20 protein-coding genes and 2 tRNA genes are annotated in these 25,483 nt (G+C 40.6%); 6 read left to right on the top strand and 16 right to left on the bottom strand.

Annotation, left to right across the window (positions count from 1 at the left end; translation table 11 throughout):
• Positions 1-65 precede the first annotated feature (65 nt).
• On the top strand, positions 66-1,643 hold the full coding sequence (locus ACFQZX_RS18705; RefSeq protein WP_377118277.1) for a M1 family metallopeptidase: 1,578 nt from the start codon (positions 66-68) through the stop codon (positions 1,641-1,643).
• A gap of 966 nt (positions 1,644-2,609) precedes the next feature.
• Here ACFQZX_RS18705 and ACFQZX_RS18700 read toward each other — a convergent pair.
• A tRNA-Asp gene (locus ACFQZX_RS18700) sits at positions 2,610-2,721 on the bottom strand.
• Positions 2,722-2,875: 154 nt separating this feature from the next.
• Between ACFQZX_RS18700 and ACFQZX_RS18695 the strand changes: the two genes are divergently transcribed.
• Entirely contained in the window at positions 2,876-3,352 is a 477-nt protein-coding gene (locus ACFQZX_RS18695) for an Lrp/AsnC ligand binding domain-containing protein (RefSeq protein ID WP_377118275.1), read from the top strand.
• 122 nt (positions 3,353-3,474) lie between these two features.
• Here the strand turns inward: ACFQZX_RS18695 and ACFQZX_RS18690 are convergent, their stop codons facing one another.
• The 7 genes from ACFQZX_RS18690 to ACFQZX_RS18660 form a co-directional block, all read right to left on the bottom strand.
• A complete protein-coding gene (locus ACFQZX_RS18690; protein ID WP_377118273.1) occupies positions 3,475-4,662 on the bottom strand; it encodes a class I SAM-dependent rRNA methyltransferase in 1,188 nt (395 codons plus the stop codon).
• Positions 4,663-4,686: 24 nt separating this feature from the next.
• On the bottom strand, positions 4,687-5,301 hold the full coding sequence (locus tag ACFQZX_RS18685; protein ID WP_377118271.1) for a flavodoxin family protein: 615 nt from the start codon (positions 5,299-5,301) through the stop codon (positions 4,687-4,689).
• A gap of 4 nt (positions 5,302-5,305) precedes the next feature.
• Positions 5,306-5,650: a four-helix bundle copper-binding protein gene (locus ACFQZX_RS18680; RefSeq protein WP_377118269.1), complete on the bottom strand. Its 345-nt coding sequence runs from the start codon at positions 5,648-5,650 to the stop codon at positions 5,306-5,308.
• 86 nt (positions 5,651-5,736) lie between these two features.
• Positions 5,737-9,432: a sensor histidine kinase gene (locus tag ACFQZX_RS18675; RefSeq protein WP_377118267.1), complete on the bottom strand. Its 3,696-nt coding sequence runs from the start codon at positions 9,430-9,432 to the stop codon at positions 5,737-5,739.
• Positions 9,433-9,540: 108 nt separating this feature from the next.
• Positions 9,541-10,422: an ACP S-malonyltransferase gene (gene fabD, locus ACFQZX_RS18670; protein ID WP_377118265.1), complete on the bottom strand. Its 882-nt coding sequence runs from the start codon at positions 10,420-10,422 to the stop codon at positions 9,541-9,543.
• Positions 10,423-10,491: 69 nt separating this feature from the next.
• Complete coding sequence (folE, locus tag ACFQZX_RS18665; RefSeq protein ID WP_377118263.1) at positions 10,492-11,130, bottom strand: GTP cyclohydrolase I FolE; 639 nt, start codon at positions 11,128-11,130, stop codon at positions 10,492-10,494.
• 10 nt (positions 11,131-11,140) lie between these two features.
• A complete protein-coding gene (locus ACFQZX_RS18660) occupies positions 11,141-11,557 on the bottom strand; it encodes a 6-pyruvoyl trahydropterin synthase family protein (protein WP_377118625.1) in 417 nt (138 codons plus the stop codon).
• Between the two features lie 76 nt (positions 11,558-11,633).
• Here ACFQZX_RS18660 and mqnB point away from each other — a divergent pair, with 76 nt between their 5' ends.
• A complete protein-coding gene (mqnB, locus tag ACFQZX_RS18655; RefSeq protein ID WP_377118261.1) occupies positions 11,634-12,296 on the top strand; it encodes a futalosine hydrolase in 663 nt (220 codons plus the stop codon).
• Here the strand turns inward: mqnB and ACFQZX_RS18650 are convergent.
• From ACFQZX_RS18650 to lpdA, 5 genes are read right to left on the bottom strand one after another with little or no spacing between them, the layout of a single operon-like run.
• Positions 12,293-13,282 (bottom strand): L-histidine N(alpha)-methyltransferase, encoded by a 990-nt coding sequence (locus ACFQZX_RS18650; RefSeq protein ID WP_377118259.1) that lies wholly within the window; start codon positions 13,280-13,282, stop codon positions 12,293-12,295. The genes mqnB and ACFQZX_RS18650 overlap by 4 nt on opposite strands.
• Before the next feature lie 24 nt (positions 13,283-13,306).
• A complete protein-coding gene (egtB, locus tag ACFQZX_RS18645) occupies positions 13,307-14,458 on the bottom strand; it encodes an ergothioneine biosynthesis protein EgtB (RefSeq protein ID WP_377118257.1) in 1,152 nt (383 codons plus the stop codon).
• Between the two features lie 6 nt (positions 14,459-14,464).
• Positions 14,465-16,036 carry an ABC transporter permease/substrate-binding protein gene (locus ACFQZX_RS18640; protein ID WP_377118255.1) on the bottom strand — a complete coding sequence of 524 codons (1,572 nt, stop codon included), beginning with the start codon at positions 16,034-16,036 and terminating at the stop codon, positions 14,465-14,467.
• The gene (locus tag ACFQZX_RS18635; protein WP_377118253.1) at positions 16,029-16,994 is read right to left on the bottom strand and encodes an ABC transporter ATP-binding protein; all 966 of its coding nucleotides are present in this window, start codon (positions 16,992-16,994) and stop codon (positions 16,029-16,031) included. Before ACFQZX_RS18635 ends, ACFQZX_RS18640 begins: the two co-directional genes overlap by 8 nt.
• Before the next feature lie 8 nt (positions 16,995-17,002).
• Positions 17,003-18,391, bottom strand: coding sequence for a dihydrolipoyl dehydrogenase (gene lpdA / locus ACFQZX_RS18630; RefSeq protein WP_377118251.1), 1,389 nt, complete (start codon positions 18,389-18,391; stop codon positions 17,003-17,005).
• A 237-nt stretch (positions 18,392-18,628) separates the two neighbouring features.
• On the opposite strand from lpdA, the gene ACFQZX_RS18625 reads away from it, so the two are divergent.
• Positions 18,629-18,700, top strand: a tRNA-Glu gene (locus tag ACFQZX_RS18625).
• Between the two features lie 67 nt (positions 18,701-18,767).
• On the opposite strand, the gene ACFQZX_RS18620 is transcribed toward ACFQZX_RS18625, so the two are convergent.
• Entirely contained in the window at positions 18,768-20,885 is a 2,118-nt protein-coding gene (locus tag ACFQZX_RS18620) for a hypothetical protein (RefSeq protein WP_377118249.1), read from the bottom strand.
• A 237-nt stretch (positions 20,886-21,122) separates the two neighbouring features.
• Here ACFQZX_RS18620 and ACFQZX_RS18615 point away from each other — a divergent pair, with 237 nt between their 5' ends.
• Both ACFQZX_RS18615 and ACFQZX_RS18610 read left to right on the top strand, forming a co-directional pair.
• Complete coding sequence (locus tag ACFQZX_RS18615) at positions 21,123-21,890, top strand: SDR family NAD(P)-dependent oxidoreductase (RefSeq protein WP_377118247.1); 768 nt, start codon at positions 21,123-21,125, stop codon at positions 21,888-21,890.
• A gap of 142 nt (positions 21,891-22,032) precedes the next feature.
• Positions 22,033-22,950 carry a helix-turn-helix domain-containing protein gene (locus ACFQZX_RS18610; RefSeq protein WP_377118245.1) on the top strand — a complete coding sequence of 306 codons (918 nt, stop codon included), beginning with the start codon at positions 22,033-22,035 and terminating at the stop codon, positions 22,948-22,950.
• 33 nt (positions 22,951-22,983) lie between these two features.
• Here ACFQZX_RS18610 and ACFQZX_RS18605 read toward each other — a convergent pair whose 3' ends face one another.
• Both ACFQZX_RS18605 and ACFQZX_RS18600 read right to left on the bottom strand, forming a co-directional pair.
• Complete coding sequence (locus ACFQZX_RS18605) at positions 22,984-24,192, bottom strand: PepSY-associated TM helix domain-containing protein (protein WP_377118243.1); 1,209 nt, start codon at positions 24,190-24,192, stop codon at positions 22,984-22,986.
• Between the two features lie 59 nt (positions 24,193-24,251).
• Positions 24,252-25,475 carry a DUF4374 domain-containing protein gene (locus tag ACFQZX_RS18600; RefSeq protein WP_377118241.1) on the bottom strand — a complete coding sequence of 408 codons (1,224 nt, stop codon included), beginning with the start codon at positions 25,473-25,475 and terminating at the stop codon, positions 24,252-24,254.
• Positions 25,476-25,483 lie beyond the last annotated feature (8 nt).

Below are 25,483 nucleotides of genomic sequence, written 5' to 3'. Positions count from 1 at the left end.
CAACTATTGCGGGGCGTTTTGTTTTAAGCTGTTTGCAGTTACTGTTATTTTAGTTATTATTACTCATGCGAAGAAATATACTTTTTACAGCGCTGTTAGCTTTAACCAATATAGTAAGTGCGCAACAGCTACCATCAACCATTGATGTACAACATTATAGGTTTGCTATAACTCTTACTGACGCAACTAATGTTATCAAAGGCGAAGCAACTGTTACAGCTAAAGCTACAAATGCAATACCAGCCATAAACCTCGACCTGATTAAAAAGCGCGCTGATGGTAAAGGCATGACGGTGCTTGCTGTTACAGAAAATGGCAAAGCGTTAAAATTTTCGCAGGATAGCAGCAAGCTTACCATTAATACACAAGCTGATGCCGGCAGTGTGCACAATTATAAAATTGCATACGAAGGCATACCGGCTGATGGTTTGATCATATCTACCAATCGGTACAACCACCGCACTTTTTTTGGCGACAATTGGGCTACCCGCGCTAAAAACTGGCTGCCCTGCGTAGATGATCCGGCTGATAAGGCATCAGTAGAATTCATAGTTACTGCACCCGCTAAATACACAGTTGTGGCTAATGGCTTAAAGGTTTCTGAAAATGTTTCCGGTGATAATAAGGTTAGTTATTGGAAAGAAACAGCATTGTTGCCTACCAAAGTAATGGTGATAGGTGTTGCCGAATTTGCAGTAGAACAAAGTGGCCAGCCTGATGGTATACCAATATCTACTTACGTGTTCCCTGAAGATAAGGAAGTTGGTTTTAAAAGCTACGCAGTAGCTGCTAAAATAGTGCCCTGGTTTAGTAAACGCATAGGCGCGTTCCCATACAAAAAGCTGGCAAACGTACAATCTAAAACGATATTCGGTGGGATGGAAAACGCAGGTGCGATCTTTTATTTTGAACAATCGGTTAAAGACAGGGGCATAGAGGCGTTAATGGCTCATGAGATAGCGCACCAATGGTTTGGCGATGCCATAAGCGAAAAAAACTGGTGGCACGTGTGGCTTAGCGAAGGCTTCGCCACTTACATGACCAATTTGTACATAGAAGGCCAGTACGGTACCGACAGCCTTAACAAACGCCTTGATGAAGACAGGAAGGCAATATTTGGATTTGAAAAAAAATATAAAGCGCCGGTTGTCGACTCAGCATTTCATGGACAGATGATGGAGTTGTTAAATACTAATGCCTACCAAAAGGGCGGCTGGGTATTACACATGCTGCGCCGTAAAATTGGCGATGATGCTTTTTGGAAAGGTATAGCTGCTTATTATAAAAAGTATAACGGCGGCAACGCAACTACTTCAGATCTGTGCAACATAATGGAGAAAGCAAGCGGGCAGCAACTTAAACAGTTTTTTACACAATGGCTACGCACCTCGGGCCACCCACAATTAGACATCCGCTGGCAGTATAGTCCATCTGCAAAACAAACAACGTTAACTGTAAAGCAGCTACAGCCAGAGCAATACAAATTTAACCTGGAATACAGCGTTGATGGCAAAACTTATCAAAAAGAGATCAATGATGGGATGGTGGTTATAACTGTGCCCTCATCAGCCACTCCAGATCTAAAGATCGACCCGAATATTAATTTACTTGCCCAGTATAATGTCACTCAGGAAAAGGACTGACCAATCATAATTTAATTTTGCCGTTTTATTAACTCAATCGCTTTTATTTTGATTTATAAAAATATTTAAAACTTTATACCTTTTTTAAATATTATTCGTATAATTGAATAAGGTTGCCAACCGGGACAGACAGCCCGAAAAGTTAACAAATTGTTTCACTTAAATTATTAGCGTTATGACAAAGGCCTATCAATCAATTTATGTAAAACTTTACAGGTGGAGCTTTAACATCTTCGGTTCCGGCAAATTGCCCCAATTTAAATCATTATTTAATGTTAGCTTTTTGCTGATGATCGTGCTCACAAATGCAATGTTATTTACAAAATTGCTGCTTAAAGCACAACTGATAACCATAAACATGAGCAGCCTTATGCTTATAACCGGCTGCGCATTTATATTTCTGTTATTAAGTCATTTTATATTACTTAATAATAAAATGCTTAAGTCTGTTAATATGCGTTTGGCAACTATAAGCCGCCACAACAAAAATTTATTCAGCATGGTATTGCTTGTAAATGTTATGTTCGCCTGCGCACTTTGCTTTGTATAAGATCAACTAATCAGTTATAAACCAAAGGCTCCGTTAATCGGGGCTTTTTTTTATTTACACCAAAAGATATCGTGAAGCATTTAATTTACCAGGTGGCTTCCTAACTCCGTTATTAATACTTGTAATTATTCAATCAATCTACAAAAGTCTTTAAAAAAGTAAAGCCCCTGATGGGCAGGGGCCTTTACTAACCAATTATAAACCTAAATTATGAGAAGAGCTGTAGGAGAAGGGGTCGAACCTTCAAGGAGTGGTTATTCTTATCGCTAAGAGTTTCCCATAATCTCCGCCACCGGGACAAGGAGGTGTGTCTGCCAAAAATTTCACCATCCTACAGTGTTTAAGTTTTTCAGTGTTGAGTCATTAGTCTAAAGTCCACTTTCGACTCCGAACTAATACTTCCGACTTAGAACTTGCTGTTGGGGAAGGGTTCGAACCTTCAAGGAGTAGTTAGCCCGCTTCGGGTTTCCCATAATCTCCGCCACCGGGACAAGGAGGTGTGTCTGCCAAAAATTTCACCACCCAACAGTATGTTGTTTTTGTTAAAGAACGTTAAGCATTTCCTATTTGCTTATTACAAAAGTAAAAGACCTGACAATTTCTTGCAAATATTTCAACAATATATTTTTATTTTTATTTTAATTTTAATTAAACTTGTATTTGAATATAGATATTTAAAATTATGCCTCACAGGAAACCTCAAAATTTAGAAATTGATAATCTTGATATACAGATTTTATCAATTTTGATGAAAAATGCAACCACTCCCTACACAGAAATCGCTAAAGAACTAATTGTATCAGGCGGGACCATACACGTACGTATGAAAAAGCTGGAAGAGATGGGTGTAATTAAAGGCGCCAGTCTTGAAGTTAACCCCCAAAAGCTGGGATACGATGTTACTGCTTTCTTAGGGATATTTTTAGAAAAAGGTTCGCAATATAACGAGGCTGTTGTGCAGCTAAAGAAAGTGCCTGAAATTGTTGAATTGCATTATACTACCGGCAGTTGGAGCATTTTCGCCAAAATAGTATGCCATGATACCAATCACCTGCGCGAAGTATTGAACGAACAGATACAAAGTGTTAAAGGTATACAACGCACCGAAACATTTATATCGCTGGAAGAAAGCATTAAACGTCAGATCAGCCTGGATTGATTTTACTATAAATTTCCTGCATATCTATATCATTGCAATAAGCAGTAATGAATTAGCAAAGCAACCTGTTATCCGTGCTAATAAGGTTAACAGGTTGCTTTGCCGTTTTAAATAAAAGCGTACTACCAAACCCTGCAAAGCAATCCTTTAAGATACTCACCTTCCGGGAATGATGCACGTACGGGGTGGTCCTCGGGTTGTGTAAACTGATAAATAAATTGTACCTGTTTACCTGCATCAAGCGCGGCCCACGCCAAAACCTGCTTAAATGTTTCCATATCCATAGCCCCCGAGCAGGAGAATGTTGCCAGCAAACCGCCACTGTTAAGTAACTGCATCCCTAAGCGGTTAAGGTCTTTATAAGCACGAGATGCACGATCTAATGCTGAGCGCGATGGAGCATATTTAGGCGGATCCAGTACAATGATATCGAACTTTTCGTTGTCCTCTTTAAATTTTCTTAACTGCACATTAACATCAGATTTGATTGCAGAGTGGTTAGCCTCGCCAAAGTTGTTCAGGCGGATGTTTTCCTGAAGTGTTTCAATAGCCAGGGCAGAACTATCTACACTTGTTACTGATGCCGCCTGGTTACTTAAACAATTAAGTGTAAAGCCACCTGTATAGCAAAAGCAATCTAACACTTTTTTCCCTTTGGTATGCCTGGCCAGGATATGCCGGTTATCGCGCTGATCGCAGTAAAAGCCTGATTTCTGCCCCTCTGCTATATTGATACCATAGGTAATGCCGTTTTCCTTAACCAGCACCAGTGCGGGCGGTGGGGTGCCATATAATAGCGCGTTAATGGTATCAAGCCCTTCATGCGCACGCGATGCAGCATCGCTTTTATCAAAAATACTTTTTGGCTTAAGTAATTGCGTTAGTTCATCTATAATTATAGGCATAGCATTTTGCATGCCTGTGGTCAACACTTGTACGGCAAGGTGATCGGCGTATTTATCTGTTATAAGTCCTGGCAGATAATCTGATTCGCTGAAAATCAAACGGCAGGTATCTGTTTGCCCATCATTTAATATGGCAGAGCGACTGGCAACAGCCATCCTTACTTTATTCCGAAACCAATCGTCATTAATAGTTGTATCTTCATCCCACTCCAGCAGCCTTACGGCTACGCGCGATTGAGCATTGTAAAATCCGTATGCCAGGAAAGACTTTTTTGCGTCAACAAGACGTATAATTTCTCCGTTAGCCGGCTTTCCCTTAACATGCTCAATAGCCCCTGAAAATACCCAGGGATGCCGTTGCAGCACCGCCTTCTCTTTACCTTTCTTTAAGATAACATCAATCATGCGGCAAAGGTAATGATATAACCGCTATTGTTTATCCCGCGAGTTGGGAGGAATAGGCGTATGTTTTAATGCTATGGCAACAGCTACTAAATTTTCAGCAGCAGCCCTACCTGTTTTTATCGACCAGTCTTTACGATAATTACTTTCCAGATAGTTATCACCCGGGCCGGGGCCATTGTTCCAATAAGTATATGACTGAGGAGCAATAGTAAACCCTACATCCATCAAAGCGCCGGCAATTTCCGTAACCACATGCCGTGCGCCATCCTCGGCACCGGTGACTATAAAGCCCGCCACCTTATTAAATGTTACTGGTCTGCCTTGTTCATCACGGGTGGGATACAGTCCGTTTAACCGTTCAAGCACCTTCAGCGCCTGGCTGGACATGGTGCCCATCCATGTAGGTGTTGCTATAATAAGTATTTCGGATGACAACAGCTCTTTCAGTATTGCCGGCCAATTGTCACCATCTCCCAGATCAGATTTTATACCCGTAATGATATTATAATCTGCCACACGGATAAAGTTCACCTCTACGCCAAGCCGCTCCAGTTCAACTATAACTTCTTTTGCCAGTGCCCCGGTATTTGACGGCTGCGGGGAAGGTTTAAGCGTGCAGTTAAGCACAATTGCTTTCATAGGGTTAATCTTGCGTTATCATTTCATGATGTGCATGGCAAGCCTCTGCGCACTGCCTGCAGGCATCGGCGCAAATTTGACAATGGTCGTGCTCATGCATGCCGCACTCATCGGCACACATACGGCAAATTTCTTCGCAAAGCAGTAAGTATTGATGCGCTAACTCAGATTTACGCTGAAGCAGCCTTGCAGCCTGCGAACAAATGTCGGCACAATCTCTGTCGAGGCTTATGCACCTTACCATCGGCTTTACATCTTCTTCGTTTAAACAGGCTGTTGCACAATTTTCGCATGCGGCAACACAAGCCAGCAGCTTTTCTAAGAGTACGGTATGATCATGATTTTCCATAGCTGTAAGTATTGATGCTCTTAATATCAATAAACCATGGTTAAAAATGTTTTGTATAATTTTAATTTGCGGTTAAAACATCTTAATTAATCAGCCTGATTTGTTGATGCCGGAAAGCTAAGATAAAAAGTTGTGCCTTGGTTAGTAATGGTATCAAACCACACCTTACCATTAGCATTTTCTATTGAGTTTTTAACAAAGGCAAGGCCAAGGCCGGTACCTGAGCTTTTTGTAGTAAAGTTTGGCTCAAATATCTTTTCACGCATGGCCTCGGGTATACCGTTACCATTATCCTTTATAGTGAGCAGGATATTTTTGGTTGTAATAAGATAATTTATCTCGATTTCGCACTTTCTATCTTCAGGTGTCGCTTCAATAGCGTTTTTAAGTAGGTTATTAAAACAACGCAACAACTGGTCGCGGTCGGCATCAACAAAGAAAGGCGTATCAAGGGATTGGTAAACAATATTCACATTGTCCATTTGCTTGAAAATGGTTATAGCCTGGTTTAGTATCTCAAATACATTTAACCGCTCTATCCTTGTATCAGGCATCTTTGCAAAAGCCGAAAACTCTGAGGCAATGGAAGAAAGACTTTCTATCTGCTCTACAAATGATTTGCTAAACCGTTCAAACTTCTGATCAAACTTTGGGTCTTTGTCCCGCCATGATTTTTCAAGCAGTTGCAAGCCAAGCTTTAGCGGCGTAAGCGGGTTTTTAATTTCATGAGCAACCTGTTTGGCCATTTCGCGCCAGGCGATTTCCCTTTCAGATTGTGCAAGTTTTAACGCACTGTGTTCCAATGCGGCAATCATATTATTATATTCCTTAACTAACGCCCCGATCTCATCATCCCTTTCCCACTTTATTGGTTCATTTTTTTTGCCATAAATGGTTTTACTCAAATTGTATTGTATAAAATTTAATGGGGCCGTTATCTGGCGGGCAATAACAATTGCAAATAAACCAATGGCTATAAAAACCAATGCGTATACATTGATCATGATATTAAGTAAAGCTCCTATACGCTCAGAGTAATCTGCTGTGTTAGAAAAATAAGGCAGTTGTAAATAAGCAATAGTTTCGTGCTTTAAATTACGTATAGGTGTATAAGCAGCCTTGTAGGTAAGCAAACCAATCCTTTCTTCGCTAAGAAACTCAGATTTTTGCATCCCATTTAAAACGGCAAACGCCCGCCCGTTAATCCTTCTGTTTAAAAGACCGTAATCATAAATTTTAGGCTGGGTAGTTAGTAACAGCGCCCCATTTAAATCATATAATGACAAGTCGGCGGCATAGGTATTAGCCAGTTCATCAAAGCTTATGCGGTTTTGTTCAGTAATATAATGCAGATGTTCCTTAATTGGCCCGACTTCAAAAGCGGCGGCAATCTGCATAATCTTAGACCGAATGATTTTATCCTGCTGTGCCTGGTATTGCTTGCTTATGGAAAAAAATGTGATAAAACCAACCAGGATAAGTGTTACTACTACTGCAAATATTACAGAAAACTGTATGCGTGTGCGATACAATATTCTACCAAAATTAACCTTAAAACTCCATTTGATACGATTGTTATTGATGTTTAAAATCTTTACCCGTACCCATATCAGCCGTATAAGCAATATAAACGCACTAAAAGCAAGTAATACGACAAAAAAGAAGGTAAGAGCGGTAAGGTTTGATAAAAACGGATTCTTCTCCTGGCTTACAACAATAAGGTTACGTTCGCTCGGCTGGTATAACAGATGGCTATAACTGGTAAAACTATCAAAAAAGCCGTCTTTATTACTACTGGTAGACTGTGTGGTGTATTGTTTCAGCCTACCTTTGAACTCAGAATTCCGGATGCTATAAACGAATGTGCCACTTTGCGCAACAAGGCGGTTATCAGAGTAAAATGCAAAAGAGTAATTTTTAAACTCATCATTGCTGCTTTTTACCTGGCGGTCGATTAGTAGATCCGGGAATGAGCCAGGCGTCAATAACGGTTTCGATTTAAGTTCTATAACAATAGTTCCTAAATTGTTCCCACTATCAATAACCGGCAACATGGCAAAATAACTTTGAAACCCAAAAGATTCATTTTCCCGGTAAAAATAATCAGACACCTTAAATGAGCTTAACATAACCATATCCTTGAATATATCAAGCGTATAGCTCTTATCTACAGATATAGGGTTACCGTTTACATCATACTCATGGACTTTAAAATCGTATTTAGAAAGATACCTATCAAAATACTTCTTTTGTAAAAGCATTTCCAGGTAATCGCTGCTATGATCTGCACTTTTATAGTAATTAATCAGTAGCGGATCAATAATTATCTCTTTTTCTATTTTTTTAAATAACCCATCAGCCGTTTCATCATCAGGGGTTTCAAGCCTTTGTATTAATACCTTACGTAATTGTTGCTCTTTTATCGATTCAAAGTGGTTTAATTTAATAGAAGAGATTACTGCGCATATCAAAATTATGGCTATAAAAGATCCTGCTGTAAACTTTCTTTCGTAATAAAGGAAAGCATATCCTCTTATAAGAACCATTGTCATCCATAACAAGTGGAATAGGCTAAATTCCCGGTAATAAGTAGTAACAACAGTAAAAGCAATTATAGTTATTACAAATATTACCCCCTGACGCATCAATGGAATATTGAGCTTTAAACAAATAGTAATTACTATTTCACTCAATAAAAAAAACATTAAGAAGCTTAGGCACAGCATGAGTACACCTAAAATGCTAAAACCCGAAAGGTTAAGTACGTTATTAACATCAAAGCTAATGTTTGAGTTAATAACCAATCCATAAAAAACTCTTAATAAGCCATCAGCTGTAAAAATGAGTATGCCCATTAAGGCAGCAAAAATTACATAGCTTAATTTTTGATTGGAAATATGAGGTATAAGTTTGTTACGATAAACATAGGTGAAGCAAATAAACCATAACAGGCACAATATATTTATACAAAAATCTCCAAGCGATTTAAAGAGCGGCGTTGATGCATATACCTGCGGATTAAAAAGCGATAACTCTTTTGTAAAGCCCGGTAACCCAAAATGCAGGTTAATAAACCTTGATAATACAATAAAGGCAGATAAAAACAATAAAGCCAGATATACTTTGTTTTTTTTTGCCAGATAGTTTGCAATATTATTTATAAGCAGGCAAAGCGTTAATATGGCAACTACCCAAAAGCTGGCAACTAAATAAAAAAACCTGTGATTAACGCCCTTCAATAACTTTAGCGAAAACAGATAAACGCCATTAATATCATGTACAGGATATATTTCTTTATCGGTAAAATCGGCTATGGCTATATTTTTATCTGTTGTAAGATCTGGCGTAAAAACATTTTCAAGATACTCGTTGGTAAACGCGTAATTAGCTTTAACAGGAATGAAAAATATAATTGATATTTTACCCTGAGTTTTCTTTATGGTTTCATAATACCCGTTGGGTTGCCTAATAAATGAGGCACCTTCTTTTAAGCGGGTGGCATTAGCTGGTATTATTTTGGCTCCAGTCCAGTAATTTAAAACATCGTTTTTATATACAAGTATCCAGATGCGTTTATTAAGGGTATATTCATCGATGTATTGTAAAGCCTTTTCAGGATTATTACGCAGCCGGCTAATTTCATTAAATTTTTGCGGATTGTTAAGCAAGCCATATACTATGGCCTCTTTTTGGTGAAGGTTTTTCTCAAGCAACCGGGCGGTTTGTACTAAATTATTGGCCGGTGTATAGGTGTTTTCAATAGCTATTGCTGTAAATAGCAAGCTGGCAAACAACAAACATAATAATACACGTATTTTTCCGGCGGTAGACAAAGCTTCGGCTCCTATTAATTTAAATAGCCATTGCTAAGCAATGGCTTTATGCGTTATTTATAAAGTGGCGCTTGCTGTAGCCACCTCACGATTGACCTTTTTTACCAAACCTTGTAATACCTTCCCAGGGCCAACCTCAGTAAACGAGGTTGCACCATCTTCAAGCATATGCTCTACGGTTTGTGTCCATCGTACCGGGCCGGTCAACTGGGCAATCAAGTTATGCTTAATATGCTCAATATTAGTATATGGCTTGGCATCAATATTTTGATAAACAGGGCAAACCGGCTCTTTAAACTCTGTTTTCACTATAGCTGCTTCAAGCTCTACACGTGCAGCTTCCATTAATGGAGAATGAAAAGCACCGCCTACATTTAGTTTCATAGCACGTTTTGCACCTGCAGCCGTCATTTTTTCGCAGGCAGCATCAACACCGGCTACTGTACCAGATATTACCAATTGCCCGGGGCAGTTGTAATTGGCAGGCACCACTACATCTGTTTGCTGCTGGCAGATATCTTCAACCGTAAAGTCATCTAAGGCCAAAATAGCAGCCATAGCGCCGGGTTGTATTTCGCAGGCCTTTTGCATGGCGTTTGCACGTGCGGCTACCAACCTAAGCCCATCTTCAAATGCCAGTGCTCCTGAAGCTACCAGGGCTGAAAATTCCCCTAATGAATGCCCGGCAACCATTTCGGGTTTAAATTCATCACCCATTACTTTGGCCAGAATTACTGAATGAAGGAATATAGCAGGTTGTGTCACATTAGTTTGCTTCAGGTCTTCTTCAGTACCTTCAAACATGGTATCTGTTATGCGGAAACCCAAGATGTCATTTGCCTTTTCAAATAGCTCTCGAGCTTGTTCGTTTTGCTCGTAAAGGTCTTTACCCATTCCCGGAAACTGGGCACCCTGGCCCGGAAAAATATAAGCTTTCATTTGTTAGTAATTGGTTGATTTAGTTGATTGGTGGATAGTTGATTATAACCACTCAATCGCCCATCGCTATTAACTTATTCTTGACGAGATAAGGTTTAAAAATTCTGTCCTTGTTTTTTCTTTTAAAAATTCGCCGGTAAAAGCTGATGTTGTAGTAACCGAGTTTTGCTTTTGTACGCCTCGCATACTCATACATAAATGGCGGCACTCTATTACCACACCTACCCCAATAGGGTTAAGCGTTTGCTGTATACAGTCGCGTATCTCATTGGTCAACCTTTCCTGAACCTGCAACCTGCGCGAAAACACATCAACCACGCGTGGTATTTTACTTAACCCAACCACATAGCCGTTGGGTATATACGCTACGTGTGCCTTACCAAAAAAAGGCAGCATATGATGCTCGCACATCGAGTATACTTCAATATCTTTTACAATAACCATCTGGCTATACTCTTCCTTAAACATGGCAGAGGTAAGTATTTCTTTGGCATCCAGGTCATATCCATGTGTAAGGTAAAGCATTGCTTTGGCTATACGCTCGGGTGTTTTTAACAGGCCCTCGCGCTCGGGGTTTTCACCTATCTCTTTAAGCACCTCATAATAATGCCCGGATAGGTTATTTATCAGTTCGGGGTTATAGCGATCTACCTTTTGGTATCCATTAATACCAGCATCCCTGTCAGGGATATTTTTGTCATTTATCATTTATAATGGTTTAACCGCCAAAGTATTCGGCAGAGTTATTTTCTGTTTCGTACAATTTAACCGAGTGTAAAAACACCCCTTCGAATGCCTCAATTGGCCCCTTCAACTGGTTAAATATTTCAATGGTAAGTAATTCGGTAGAAGCCATTTTACCCGCCATAAAATCAACATCCTTATTAATGTTCTTATGGTCAAGCTTCTCTATAACATGCTCATTAATAATCTGCTTAAGCTCTTTCAGGTCAATAAGGTATCCGGTAGCATGCGTAACCTCGCCCTTTACAGTCACAAATAGGTTATAATTATGCCCATGCCAGTTTGGGTTGGCGCATTTTCCAAAAACCTCAAAGTTTTTATCTGCGCTCCATTCTTCGCGGTACATGCGGTGTGCCGCGTTAAAATGCTCTCGGCGCGTAATGTATATCATCATAACAATTAATGGTGCAAATATACAAAACAAAAACAGGCCAGTTGTTTTAACTTAGCATGCAAAAATATAAGCTATGCGAGTATTGTTTGTTGCGGCAACGCCTTTTGAAGTAAAAAGTTTAAAGTCAGCCCTTTTAAACTTGCCACCCACCGGCTCAGAGCTTAGTACCAACAAGTTTAAACTTATCATATCCGGCGTAGGTATGGTTGCAACAGCTTACACCCTTGGTAAAGAGTTATCAATAAATAAATATGACCTTGCTGTAAACTTAGGCATTGCCGGCAGCTTTGACAGAACTATACCACTTGGTGATATTGTTGAAATTATAGAGGATAACCTTGCCGAGCTTGGCGCTGAAGACGATGAAAACTTTTTATCAATAAGCCAGTTAGGTTTTGGAGAAAGCCTTTTTAATGCTACTGCAAATATTATTGATTTTACACAAACGCCCCACGTAAAAAAAGCTACAGCAATAACTGTTAATACCGTTCATGGCAATGAGGCGTCTATATCAAAGTTACAGCAACGGCATAATGTTGGGATTGAGAGCATGGAAGGTGCTGCTTTTTTTTATGCCTGCCGAGAAGCCAATGTGCCTTGTATGCAAATAAGGGCTATATCAAATTATGTAGAAAAACGCAATCGTAGTAACTGGCAAATAGGATTGGCCATTAAAAACCTGAATGACTTTGCTATTTCATTATTAAATAAATTGAACAGTAAAGATGGCAATTAAACAGCTGTCCATATCGCGTCAATAAACCAGTTTTTGCTATCGAAAAAGCTTTTGGCTGGTTTAAAGCCGGCTTTATTGGCCATTATGTTTATTTCATTAACGTTATACTTTTGAGATATCTCCATGTAGATATATTCGTTTTTTAAAAAGCTGATAGTTTGATCACCCACCACCACTTCCTGATCATCAAGACTTATCAGATAACTCTTGCATGCGCCCGTTTCAGGGTCATAAGTAGCATAATGATCAAATCGCTCTATAATAAAATTACCTTGCAGCTCTCGGTTGACCCGCTCTAATAAATTTAAATTAAAGCGCCTGGTTATGCCTTCTTTATCATTATAAGCTGCAAGAACCGTAGCCGGGTGTTTTTTAAGATCAATACCTATCAATACCATATCTCCTGGAGATAAATGATTACGCAATTCGCGACAAAAAGCTTTTGCATCTGTTACAGGCATATTTCCGATGTTTGAGCCTAAGAACATGACTACTTTACGTCTTTTTGATAGGGAGGCCGCCTTTTTTAGCATTTTAAAGTACTCGCCATTCAAGCCTTCTATTTTTATCCCAGGCAGGGTAGCCGGCAAAGTAACATTAAGATAAGATATCACATTTTCAGAAATATCTATTGGCAGATAGGTGAAATCGGCCTTATTATGAATCAAGTATTCCAGTAGTTTTATTGATTTTTTTGCATCACCTGCCCCAAGTTCTATCAGGTCAAAAACGTCCCCATTATCTATAAGCGCCTTACATATCCTTTCTGTTTGAGTGGTAAATATCTCCATCTCGCAATTAGTAGGATAATACTCATCACAGTTCATCAACTCCTGAAAAAGTTTATCGCCCTGCGCATCATAAAAATATTTTGAATCCAGGTGCTTAGGCTTGGCTGTTAATCCGGCAATAACATCTTTATAAAACTGATTGTCCAAATTATTGCCGGTAGTTGGTAGGGTTTCTGTTAAGATTTGGGTTGTCATAGGTATAATGTGAGTGGTAGATTGCTATTTAGCTAAACGTATGCCAGTAAATTGCCAGCGCAGTTCGGGTTGAAAAAAATTACGATAAGTTGCCCTGCTATGCCCGGGCGGAGTTGCTTCTGATGCGCCACGCAATACTTTTTGACCTACCATAAATTTACCGTTATACTCGCCAATTGCTCCCGGAGCTTTGGCAAAACCAGGATAAGGCAGGTATGAGCTCTCCGTCCACTCCCAGCGCAGGCCCCATTTAAACTTTGATGAAGCTACTTCCCATTCAAATTCTGTTGGCAGCCGCATGCCTTTCCATGAGGCATAGGCGTAAGCCTCATAATAGCTAATATGAGTAACCGGATCATGCATGTGAACAGGTTGCAAACCCTGAAAAGTATAATTATGCCATTGCCCGTTGATGTTATACCAGTACATTGGCGCCTCTATTTTATTAGTATTCACCCAATCCCAACCGGCGGCATGCCAGTAACGGAAATCATGATAACCGCCCGCCTCTATAAACTCAAGGTACTCAGCATTAGTGGTTAAATTGGGGCTGATCTCAAAAGCATTCAGGTAAACCTTATGGCGGTTAAGTTCATTATCAAAGCAAAACCCTTCGCCTGAAAAACCAACTTCATAAACGCCTTCATTAACATTTATCAATCCTCCGTCAATGCCTTCAGCTTTCGGAGATATGTAATCATGCGAATAGGCCGGGAACAGCGGATTATTACCGAGAATGCATTTAATATCTGTTAACAATAGCTCCTGATGCTGCTCCTCATGGTTAAGGCCAAGAATAAACAGCTCTTCAACATCTTTGCTGATATTGCCACAGGCTAAAAATTTAAATATCGCATCGTCAACATATTTACGATAGCGCTTAATGTCAATAACCGTAGGGCGGCTCAAATTGCCCCTGTCTGTTCGGATAACCCGGTTACCTACGGCTTCATAATAGCTATTAAAAACATAGTTATAATTAGGGTCAAACTCCTGGTATTCGGCATAATACGGCTTTAGTATAAAAGTTTCAAAAAACCAGGTGGTGTGCCCAATGTGCCATTTAGGGGGGCTAACATCAACCACAGGTTGCACTACATAATCTTCGGTTTGCAGGGGCTCGCAAATCAGCTCAGTTCGCTGGCGTACCTTTTTGTAACAGTCGGCTAAATCCATTGCTTATCAATTACTGCTTAAATAGCGTTTAAGGTCTGAAATTGTTTTAATATGCAGTTCATTCGCCTGCTGCTTTCTCATCATTAGTGCATACGCATTATTAAAGCCAATGGGTTTTAACCATTTAATATTATAGCGCTTTTTAAATTCGGCCTTAACATACTGGTAAGTACTATCTTTGCTTGCCTGCAATTTTTGCACAATACCAGGCGCCGCCTGTAAAATAGCCATCAACCCGGTACCTGTATACTCGGGGTACATGTCTATCTGGCCATTTGTCATGGCATCAAAAACAATTTTGGTACCACCCAACCCGGTTTTGGTGGCGACATTATAATTGGTGTAGCCTTTTATCAGCATGCTGTAAATATTGGTTAATATGTATTGCTCGCCAAATATTTTTGATCCAATACGAATTATACCGGCATTACCGCTGCGGCTTGCTTTATAAAGCCCCTTAGCAACTAAAAAGTCTTTTGCAACCCTTTCCGGCGTTTGGTGAAGATAATCGGTACGATAGTTTAAATCCGTCATCACCGAATCATTTATTAGGCCAGACAATAAATTGAGGGTCTTTTCCAACTCAGGAAACTTTTGTAAAGCATCTTCCCGTACTATTGGAGCCGCATAATATGGCGGAAAGATATTTTTATCATCATCAAGCACTATAAGGTCATACGCCTTTAAGCGCCCATCGGTTGAGTAGCCACTTATCACGTCAAGCTCTTTTTCCTGTGCGGCTTTATACATCACAGCATCGCTGATCACAATAGTATGAATCTTCAATCCGTACCTGCTTACCAAGCCCAGGTTACCATCCTGCCTGCCCATAAACTCCGGTGTAAAACCAGCCGTAAGCTTACTACCATATGCCGAAGGGATCAAGTAAAAACATGATAATAACAAAAGTATAACAGGAGCAGCTTTAACTACGCCTTTAATCTTTTTAAAATTGAGCTTTTGTACCAAAGACAGCAGTGAATCAAAAACGATAGCTAAAAAAGCCGCCGGAATGGCGCCGGCAAGTATCATATTGGTATTGTTAAGCGATATCCCGCCAAAAATAAACTCGCCAAGGCCACCTGCTGCTATGTACGATGCCAGTGTGGCCACACCTACATTAATAACCGTAGCTGTACGCACGCCAGCCAGTATAACAGGCATAGCCAATGGCAGCTCTACCTTGAATAGTATCTGCCACTTATTCATCCCCATGGCTAAAGCTGCCTCTTTAACAGCGCTATCTACACCAGTTATACCAGTATAGGTATTGCGTATGATAGGCAATAATGCGTAAAGCAAAAGCGCCACAATGGCTGGTTTAGCGCCTATGCCCAGTACCGGTATCATAAAGCCAAGCAGGGCTATACTGGGTATGGTTTGTAAAATACCAGCAATGCCAAGCACTAATCCTGATAATTGCTTTTTCCTGGTTATATAAACACCTAATGGCAAGCCAATAACTATAGCTATTAACAGTGAAATAAAAGTAAGACCGATATGCTGCAGCGTTTGTACAAACAATTTATCGCTTTGCTGCTGCATAAATCCCCATAAAGTTTGCTGATGCTCATTCATGCGGCTGTCGGTTTTTATAATGTGAATAGGCGGTCATCAGCTGATCGAAAGTAACAGGGCGCACTTCTTTTGTTTGCTGGTTAAGTATGTTAAGGCTTTCGCGCGGATAAAACTTAAATCCTTCCAGCGCATCCCAAATACCTGAAGATGCCGGCAACAGCGATGTATTTATTTTTCTTCCATTAGCTGGTAATATATCCCAAACATCCGCAAGTTTAATTGCTTTAAGTTCCAGTTGCAGGTGCTGATCTTTTAAAAAGTCTCTTACAAAATCGCTAACTGGATTAAATAACAATTCGGACGGAAGTCCAATTTGTATGATCTTGCCCTGGTGCATCAGCGCAATCTTATCAGCCAGTTCAAAAGCTTCCTGCACATCATGGGTTACCATGATGATTGTTTTACGAACAAGCTCATCAAGCGCTTTAAATTCCTTCCGGATTTTTGAGCGTGTAACGTTATCCAATGCACCAAAAGGTTCATCCATAAGCAATACTGGTGGATTAGCTATTAAAGCACGTGCAAGGCCAACCCGCTGTTGTTGTCCGCCACTCAGCTCTTTCGGGTAGGCCGTTAATAAATTATCAGACAAATGCAGCTTTTCAAGCAACTCCCTTATCCGGGCACTTGTTTTAGACTTGTCCCACTTCAATAAATTGGGCACAAGTGCTATGTTTTCAGCAATGGTATAATGGGGAAACAGTCCGTTATTTTGCAGCACATAACCAATGCCCCGACGCAGGTTTTCTGCGGATTGTTCAAAGACATCCTTGCCATTTATGGATATTGATCCGGCATCCGGCTCAATTAAGCGGTTAAGCATTTTAAGGGTAGTAGTTTTCCCGCATCCGCTTGTACCCAACAGGGCGAGCGTTTCGCCCTGCGCAATTTCAAAAGAAATATCATCAACAGCCCTTACTGCACCAAAAGACTTTACCAGATGCTCTACCTTTATCATAAATACTACTAATCTTCCAGGGCCATAAAAAGATTGTTCAACGATTCGGAATAGGTTGGGTGTGCAAATACACAGTATCTTATCCGGTCATAAGTAATACCGCCCTCCATAGCCATTTGCAGCACGCTCATGATCTCGCCGCCTTCTGTACCAACAATCGCGACACCTAAAATTTCACGGGTATCCGCATCTACCACTGCTTTCATTAAGCCTCGTGTATCGCCTGTTTCAATAGCCCTTGCCACGTGCGACATTTGGAGCTTGGCAACTTTATAATTCAATCCCTTTTGCTTTGCTTCTGTTTCAGTTATTCCCACACGGCCAAGCTCAGGGTCGGTAAACATACAATAAGGTACAGGCCGGTCATTAGTGCTTAAATTCTCGCCTTCAAATAAATTACGGTAAACTATTGTATAATCATTGTAAGAAATATGCGTAAACGCCGGGCCGCCTTTTACATCGCCCAGGGCATAAATGCCTTCAATATTGGTTTCCAGTTTATCATTAACTTTTATAAAACCTTTTTCATCGGTATTTACACCTGCTTTATCAAGCCCAAGCGTATCTGTTTGGGGTTTCCGGCCTATTGCAAGCAGTACATGGCTGCTTTTTATTTTTTCTTCACTATCACTAATCTTCACAAACGAGGTTATTTTTTCACTTGATTTTTGCTTGAAGCGGGTAACTTTTGCACTGGTATGGATCGTGATATTTTCCTGTTGCAAAATGCGTGTCATTTCCATGGATATATCTTCATCCTCGTGCGCAAGTATGCGCTCCGACCGTTCAATAATGGTAACCTTACTGCCAAAACGCGCAAACATTTGTGCAAACTCAAGGCCTATATAATTTCCACCAATTATCAGCAAATGCTCCGGCACTTTTTCAAGTTCAAGAATGCTGGTTGATGTTAAATAATTGACATCATCAATACCTTGTATATCATGTGGTATTACAGGTTTACCACCTGTGTTAATGAAAATAAGTTCAGCCGAAAACTTTTTAACATCCCCTTTTTTTGTAGCTACTTTTATGGTTTTAGCAGCCGTGAAAGTTGCATCGCCAAAAAGCACATCAAGGTTCTCTGTGCTTTCGGCAGCCTGCTGGCTGCCGTTACGGGATTTAAGGACTATCTCGTCTTTATGCTTTTTAATCTGCCGCATATCAACCTTGTAGCCTTTTATGGTAACGCCCATGTCATTACATTTACTTGCCAAATAGGCCATGCGTGCACTTGCTACCATAGTTTTGGTTGGGGTACAACCATCGTTTATACAAGTGCCTCCATACACCCTCTTTTCAACTATCAATGTCTTTTTTCCGGCTTGGGCAAGTTTCTTTGCAAGCGGCGCGCCGGCTTGCCCCGATCCAATAATTATAGCATCATATTTTTTCATGCATGTTGGTTTTTACTTATGACAGCATCAGGCAGATACAGAACTTCTATAAATATACCTTGCAGATATAGCATTTATAAATGATTAAGCGTATTTTTTGTTTGTTAAGGATAAAATTTTGCATTGGAAATCAGCCTGTTAAATTTTTTATAAAAATTTATTTTTAAATAATGATGAAACGGTTATCTTTGCAATCCCAAAACAAAGGGAACGGTTTACACCGAAAACTTTAAAAATGGCCCGTTCGTCTAGGGGTTAGGACGCAAGATTTTCATTCTTGAAACAGGGGTTCGATTCCCCTACGGGCTACTAAAGCCGCTTTACTTGCGTAAAGCGGCTTTTTTATTTCAAAATTCTGCTCAAAACTCAAAACTTTTTACTGTAACCAAACCGGTTGTGTAAAGGCACCGTTTGCTGCTATGTCCCACAACTCAATCCTTACCCATTTACGGCCCTTCATATTGGCTTTAAATTCAAATTTACTTTTGCCGAAGGCTTTTGTATAATTTAAGTTTACCCTTTCGCGGTAAACTTTATTGCCATCTCCTGAAATTATTTCTGCAAAACTTAAAGGGAAGGTCCAGTTTGCCGACAGCACAACTTTAGTTACTCCTGAACGATCAACCTGAGCAATCTCGCCTGATTTTTTACCATTGACAGTAAAATCCGGAAGTAGTACCTCGCCTGTAGAAACAAAAAATCTCCCTTGGCGCATAGCATCAAGCACCGGTTTCCAGCCATCCTTGAAATCCGGAAGTTTATCCAACTGCAGATAATTTACATTCAAGTGTGCATACATCTCGTTTTGTTGAGTAATCGAAAAAATGTCCGATTCGCCAATGACGTGCTTTTTCAATCCCCAGTTTGACATATCGTCTAAAAGATTAAGCACCCGCTTGCTCAACGTTGGCAACGACAGGTCGGCAGGAATTGCTTTCCAGGCAGCACCCATAAAAGTTGCAGATTTATAAAACGATTCATCTTTATAAGCATCAGGATAGCCGGTAGATGCTTTTGTGCGGGCATGGGCAGTCCAGGCGAGGCCGTTTTCCATTTCCAGCAGCTTCAACATCTCATCTTTATTGGCTATTCGGTACACCTTTCCATACATCGGATCAGTTGTAACGAATGGCGTACCTTCCTTCCTCGACATGATCCAGTTAACTGGTTTAGGGAAGAAGCTTAGCCAATGGCCACCATAAAAGTTATTAGGTTCTTCGCCAGGCAGGAGCAGGAAATCATCATCAGACAGACGCGCACATTGTTCATGAAGTGCATGCAGCTCTTTCAGGCGTTCTTCATCCGGGCCTTGAGGATGGCCCGGACCGTGAAATTCGGCCAGGTGCACAATATTTACACCTGTCTTTTTAAATACTTCTTTAAATTCAGGATTTTCGGGAACGGGCAGTCCTTTCAAAACCACATCCATTATAAACTCATTATGAAAATGGCTGGCCATAGTTTTATGTCCCGGTATAGGAACATAAGTATCGCCATGTGTAAATTTTTTGACCTCTTCTAAAATTTGAGCTGGTGCTTCGGCACCAATAAGGCAAAAAAAGTTTAATCGCTGAAGGGTTTCAGGAGGCGCGTTAAACCAGGGCACATATCGCTTATCTCCAAGAGGATCCTGCCGGATACCTATACCAAACCCAGGAATTTTGCCGCCATAATTTTGCCCGTACCAGGTGAACTTTAAATTAAACGCCTCATCAAGTGGATAGAAGTACTGGTGTGGCGGTGGAAACAACGCAAGGCTGCCCTTTTTACTTTGCCCTATAATGGTACGGTATTTTACTTCCTGATTTATTGCCGCTTTTTCTTGCTTTACCGGGGTTGTCTGCAACTCATTCTTTACATTGGCCCAGGATATATTTTGCCAGGTTTGCCCCTTACTTACAAGGCCGGCATCGTAAAGGATAGCAGTAGAATCGGCTTCTGTAGCCATTACTGCAGCTACATTAAACAACGGGGAACCATTGTAAAGGGTTATCTCGAGAGCACCCTTAAATGTTGATGCGTGCATATCAGAAATCCGGATGATTGTGTGGGAACCCGAGCTAATAACACTTGCGGAATGCTTATTAAACTCAACCGGATAAGATTGATATGGCTTTAATGGAACCCTGTCAAAAAAGACATCCCAGCCACCGCTTTTAGGGTCTAAGGTTCTTTTGCCAATTGTAAGAATGTAAGCAGGATCAAGCCCCGAAGCGATTTCCTTAAAGTTTGAGCCTTTGCTTAAGCCAATGCTTTTAAATAAGGGCATTGCTTGCTCCAGATCCAGAATTAATTTTCCATCTCCAACTTTACCTGCAGGCCAATTAATATTTATCAGTTGCTTTGATGCCTTTACCGAAACGCCACTCATTTTATCAAATTTTGAAAGATCAATTAAAGGCTGTGCGCCTGATCTTTTACAAATTACAAGTAGTAGTAAAATGGCGATACTTTTCAAAAAATTGTAGTTCTCACTGCTGCGGTAAAGTATCATAGGAACAGGTTTAATGGTTATGGCTACGTAATAACGTTTGATGCATTTCGAAAGTAGTTGATAAGTTCAACTATTCAAAGCCCATTATTGATTAGCCTATCATAAAAGCCGGCCAGCAACACGCTAAATTGATCGCTTAAAAAAAGATGATTCTTTGAATTTCACAAATATTTGATTGAATCAATCAAACGTACACTTTGTTATCAAACTAACTTTGTATCAATCAAAACCAATAAAATGACAGCAAAAGAAAATAAAGTTGCCCTTATTACCGGCGGCAGCCGTGGGTTAGGCAGGGACATGGCTTTACGTATTGCAGAAAAAGGCCTGGATGTGATAATTACCTATAATAGCAATACAGAGGAGGCAGATAAGGTTATAGCTCAAATTCAGCAAAGTGGCAGAAAGGCTGCGAAACTTCAGTTGGATACAGGTAAGATAAGTGGCTTTAGTACATTTAAACAACAATTGAATGAGCTACTGAACAAAGAATTTAACGCCAGTCATATCGATTATTTAATAAACAATGCCGGGATTGGCGGTTATGAACTGATAGAAGATGTAACGGAAGAGTTTTTTGATGAACTGATGAATATCCACTTTAAGGGTGTTTATTTTTTAACCCAGCAATTGATCCCGTTAATGAATGACGGGGGAGGCATTGTTAATATCTCAAGCGGCCTTACCCGTGTCAGCTATCCAAAATCATCGGTTTATGCTGCAATGAAAGGCGCAGTTGAGGTGTTTACCCGGTACCTGGCCAAAGAACTTGGTGCAAGAGGCATAAGGGCCAATACTGTTGCCCCGGGTGCTGTAATGACCGATTTTGGGAACGCTCATTTACGCAACAGCGAGGAATCACAAAAAGCTGTAAGTGCAGTAACCGCACTGGGAAGACCAGGCGTTGCAGAGGATATTGGTGGCGTAGTTGCGTTTTTATGCACAGATGATGCCCGCTGGGTTACCGGCCAACGCATTGAGGTTTCGGGCGGCATGCTGATATAGCTTAATGGGAATACACTGGCGGCTATTTGCCGCCAGCTTTGTAACTGTTGCCATTATTAGCTCATTAATTAAAAGCAGGAGAATTAAAGTAAATTTAACGCTATATACTGCGAGGCTTTTTCTACGATCAAAAAGTAATAAAATGGAAAAGATAACCAGCTCAAGCCTGGAAGAATTTTATAAACGAAATGGCGCTGCATTGCCAGAGCGGATTATAGAAGAAATTGGGCACTTTAATATTTTTGAAAGTGAAAAGCTTTTTAATAAAGAGGATGGCACCCGACAGATGCCATACAGCCGCAGAAGTTATTATAAGATAAGCTTACTTCGTGGTAAAAGCGATGCAGAATATGCGGACAAAACCATTCACATTAACGGTAACGCATTACTATTTGCCACACCAAAAATTCCTTATAAATGGAACCCTGCAGATGCTGACCAAACCGGGATGTTCTGCGTTTTTACTCCCGACTTTTTACTGCCGTCCAAATCAGGCGTGATACTTGAAGATATGCCTATCTTTCAGCCTGGGGGCATCCCCGTTTTTGAAGTTTCGGCAACACAAGCAACGGAGATTGAATACATTTTCCGTAAGATGCAGAAAGAAATAGCTGCTGATTACAAATTCAAGTACGATCTGTTAAGAAATCTTTTACTTGAGCTTATCCATTTTGGGCAAAAGCTTACTCCAATGGCAACATTGAGCAACACACAGAATGCGTCTGAAAGAATTGCATCTCTTTTTGTTGAATTGCTTGAGCGGCAATTCCCCTTACAATCGGCTAATCAGCGTTTGAATTTACGAACCCCACACCAATACGCCGAACGCCTGGCAGTGCATGTAAATCATTTAAACAAAAGCTTAAAAGAAGCTACCGGGCAGACAACCACAAACCTGATTGCCATGCGTATAATACAAGAGGCAAAAATTCTCCTACGCCAAACTGACTGGAACATCAGCGAAATCGCATGGACCTTAGGCTTTGATGACATTGCCCAGTTTTCAAACTTTTTTAAAAAGGATACATCCTATTCGCCTTCAGCATTCAGATTAAATTAACCTGATACCGTTAGTGCCTACTTACAGTAAACCCTATTTTTTAACCCACCAGATAAAAAATCCGGTAATAGGCAGGCTGGCGCATATAATACAAGTTAGAAATGCCAGTATTTTGGTAAAAAACCCTCCTACAGACCCAACATGCAGATCGTAGTTAAGGCGCATAAACTTATCACCGCCGTTTTCGGGCGCTTTAGATAGTTTCTTAAGCGTAAATTGCTCATAAAATGTTGATTTTTCGCCAACCCTGCGGCCAATTTCAGGAGCAAGGGATACGGTCCATGGCCCTTTTTTGCCGAAAGGGTAACCAAAAGTTAGTACCTGCCAATAAATATCAGTTTTGCTGCTTACCAGATCGTTAAATAATTTATCTTCTTCGCCGGTGGTGTTAATGTCCTGCGGTTTTATGGCTTTGCGGCCATTTCCATTGCTTTTGTCTTTACCTTTAACCTTTGGTTTTTCAAACGCAAAATGCTTTGTTTTTGTACCGCCCGATGCAGTAAAGTAAACCGCATCAGAAAACCACTGCATACCATACACCATACCAGTAAGCCCCAGTATTAATGCTATGCTTAATGTATAAAAGCCAAGTACGTTATGGCTATCGTAATTAATGCGTTTGGTATTGCCGCTTAATTTGATCTTAAAGCTGCGGTCGCGGGTATTTTTAGTCCATTTTTTTGGCCACCATAGCACCAGCCCGGTAATTAATGTAATAATGAATATTAGTGTAGAATAAGATACAATTGGCCGGCCATACTCGCGAGGTAGCCAAAGGTTATAATGCCCCTCTAAAACAATGCGGTAAAAGTCGTTTTTAAGCATTACCGATTGCAGCACCTTACCCGTATACGGGTCAATATAGATCAACTGGTAGCGCTTAGGGTCGCCATAATAAGGCACTACTGCCGAGCGGTTTTTACCCTGATAAACCACAGCCGATACTGTAGGAAGTTTAAACTGCTGCATCGCCACCTTCTTGAGCCTGGACGGCGGCAGATAAGCCTTGCCATGCCCCTCAACCGTTTGATAAGGTTGCAGCCAAACACGCAGTTCCTGTTCAAATACCAATATTGCGCCGGTTATGCTTACAATAACAACCACAATACCGGTAATTAGCCCCAACCACAAGTGCAGCCAGGCAGATATGCGGTAAAACAACGATCGTTGCTTCTTTTTCTTTTTAACAGCTGATCTGCGCCTTACAATAGGCCGCGGAGACGGTAGGGCTTCAACACTCATCGGTAGAGAATTTTAAACCGTAAGCCATATCGGGCTTACGGTTTATAAACCAAGATTAATTATTTTAAACGCCCAATACCGCCAACAAAAGATGCTTCAACTACTGCGCCCTTGGTTGCCTTGGCTGTAGCAATGTCAATTTGATATATATTGCAAACGCCGTTGACTGTGGCTGCTGCATAAGCTTTTCCATCGTCATACATAGCTGCAAAGCTCCGGCCACCGTTACCAGAAAAAGTAGGTGAGTTTTGAACAGCAGTAATGGTTTTAGCAGCAAGGTCAACAATAGCAAATTTCAAATTATCATCTGCCCATTGGCTGGCTTGTGCGCCTGTACTGATCTCTGCAAATAATTTGTTATTGCCTATGTACATTGCATGAACAATTCTGCCACCATTAGCAGCTGTCGATGTATTGAAATAGTAAGACGCATCAAATGCAGTAGTACCGTTGGCAATTTTTAAGATGCCCGCGTCTTTAGTAGATTTAGAGTAACCATAGCCATTATGCGCTACAGTATAAATATCACCAGACTCGGTTACAAAGATACCTGAACGTGTACCAAATGAACCTGCAGGGCCTGTACGGTCATCAGTGATGGTTTTTTGGTAAACAAAATCAGGATAGCTGTAAACAGCTACGTATGCATGGTCAGTGTTCTTTGTTGCAAAAGTAGTAGCGTTTAACGGATAAAACGTTTGGAAAGCCTGGTTACCTCTAACCACAATGCCGGTATGCAAAAACCAGTCGTCACTGGTGTTGTAAACAGCGCTCATCGGGACAGATACTTTTTTAGTAACTGCGTTTGTAGCAACATCAACAATAGTAAATTGCTCAGCAGTACCGGCAGTAGGGCCACTCGGAACAAACGTTGCTAATAAGGTTTTTCCCTTTCCATCAACATCTTTAATATCTGATGCCGGATTTTCAAAAGTTAAGCCGGATTTAGTAGCAAGATTGCCTGATGCATCAAGCGTTAAAACGTTAACATCGTTCACACCTAAACCACCAATGCTCATAAAGCTGTTGTTAACTCCTAAAAAGTCGCGGTAGCCAACTTGCAGCAAACCCTGGCCTTTTAACGAAAGGGTGCCGTTCATCAGATCGTTGGTTGCCAGCACATAATTTGTAGTGGCTTCAGTAGTAGTTACCCCCAATCCAAGTGCGTACACCTTATCTCCCTCAGTAGGCTGGGGTGCATCGTTTTTGTTGCTGCAGGATACAGCGGCAAAAGCAAGTGCTGAAAGTATGCCTGCTTTAAAAAAATGTCTGAAATTATTCATGATTGAAA

It is taken from the genome of Mucilaginibacter litoreus (assembly GCF_042676805.1).
Lineage (GTDB): Bacteria > Bacteroidota > Bacteroidia > Sphingobacteriales > Sphingobacteriaceae > Mucilaginibacter > Mucilaginibacter litoreus.
This window is presented reverse-complemented; position numbering and strand designations above follow the sequence as displayed.

What these genes read in the sequence shown, in the direction of transcription:
- ACFQZX_RS18650 (WP_377118259.1), bottom strand. Translation starts at nt 13,282, where the DNA reads ATGACAACCCAAATCTTAACAGAAACCCTACCAACTACCGGCAATAAT.
- ACFQZX_RS18605 (WP_377118243.1), bottom strand. Translation starts at nt 24,192, where the DNA reads ATGAGTGTTGAAGCCCTACCGTCTCCGCGGCCTATTGTAAGGCGCAGA.
- ACFQZX_RS18705 (WP_377118277.1), top strand. Translation starts at nt 66, where the DNA reads ATGCGAAGAAATATACTTTTTACAGCGCTGTTAGCTTTAACCAATATA.
- ACFQZX_RS18635 (WP_377118253.1), bottom strand. Translation starts at nt 16,994, where the DNA reads ATGATAAAGGTAGAGCATCTGGTAAAGTCTTTTGGTGCAGTAAGGGCT.
- lpdA (WP_377118251.1), bottom strand. Translation starts at nt 18,391, where the DNA reads ATGAAAAAATATGATGCTATAATTATTGGATCGGGGCAAGCCGGCGCG.
- ACFQZX_RS18695 (WP_377118275.1), top strand. Translation starts at nt 2,876, where the DNA reads ATGCCTCACAGGAAACCTCAAAATTTAGAAATTGATAATCTTGATATA.
- ACFQZX_RS18660 (WP_377118625.1), bottom strand. Translation starts at nt 11,557, where the DNA reads ATGATATACATTACGCGCCGAGAGCATTTTAACGCGGCACACCGCATG.
- ACFQZX_RS18690 (WP_377118273.1), bottom strand. Translation starts at nt 4,662, where the DNA reads ATGATTGATGTTATCTTAAAGAAAGGTAAAGAGAAGGCGGTGCTGCAA.
- mqnB (WP_377118261.1), top strand. Translation starts at nt 11,634, where the DNA reads ATGCGAGTATTGTTTGTTGCGGCAACGCCTTTTGAAGTAAAAAGTTTA.
- ACFQZX_RS18610 (WP_377118245.1), top strand. Translation starts at nt 22,033, where the DNA reads ATGGAAAAGATAACCAGCTCAAGCCTGGAAGAATTTTATAAACGAAAT.
- ACFQZX_RS18640 (WP_377118255.1), bottom strand. Translation starts at nt 16,036, where the DNA reads ATGAATGAGCATCAGCAAACTTTATGGGGATTTATGCAGCAGCAAAGC.
- ACFQZX_RS18620 (WP_377118249.1), bottom strand. Translation starts at nt 20,885, where the DNA reads ATGATACTTTACCGCAGCAGTGAGAACTACAATTTTTTGAAAAGTATC.
- ACFQZX_RS18600 (WP_377118241.1), bottom strand. Translation starts at nt 25,475, where the DNA reads ATGAATAATTTCAGACATTTTTTTAAAGCAGGCATACTTTCAGCACTT.
- folE (WP_377118263.1), bottom strand. Translation starts at nt 11,130, where the DNA reads ATGATAAATGACAAAAATATCCCTGACAGGGATGCTGGTATTAATGGA.
- fabD (WP_377118265.1), bottom strand. Translation starts at nt 10,422, where the DNA reads ATGAAAGCTTATATTTTTCCGGGCCAGGGTGCCCAGTTTCCGGGAATG.
- egtB (WP_377118257.1), bottom strand. Translation starts at nt 14,458, where the DNA reads ATGGATTTAGCCGACTGTTACAAAAAGGTACGCCAGCGAACTGAGCTG.
- ACFQZX_RS18615 (WP_377118247.1), top strand. Translation starts at nt 21,123, where the DNA reads ATGACAGCAAAAGAAAATAAAGTTGCCCTTATTACCGGCGGCAGCCGT.
- ACFQZX_RS18680 (WP_377118269.1), bottom strand. Translation starts at nt 5,650, where the DNA reads ATGGAAAATCATGATCATACCGTACTCTTAGAAAAGCTGCTGGCTTGT.
- ACFQZX_RS18685 (WP_377118271.1), bottom strand. Translation starts at nt 5,301, where the DNA reads ATGAAAGCAATTGTGCTTAACTGCACGCTTAAACCTTCCCCGCAGCCG.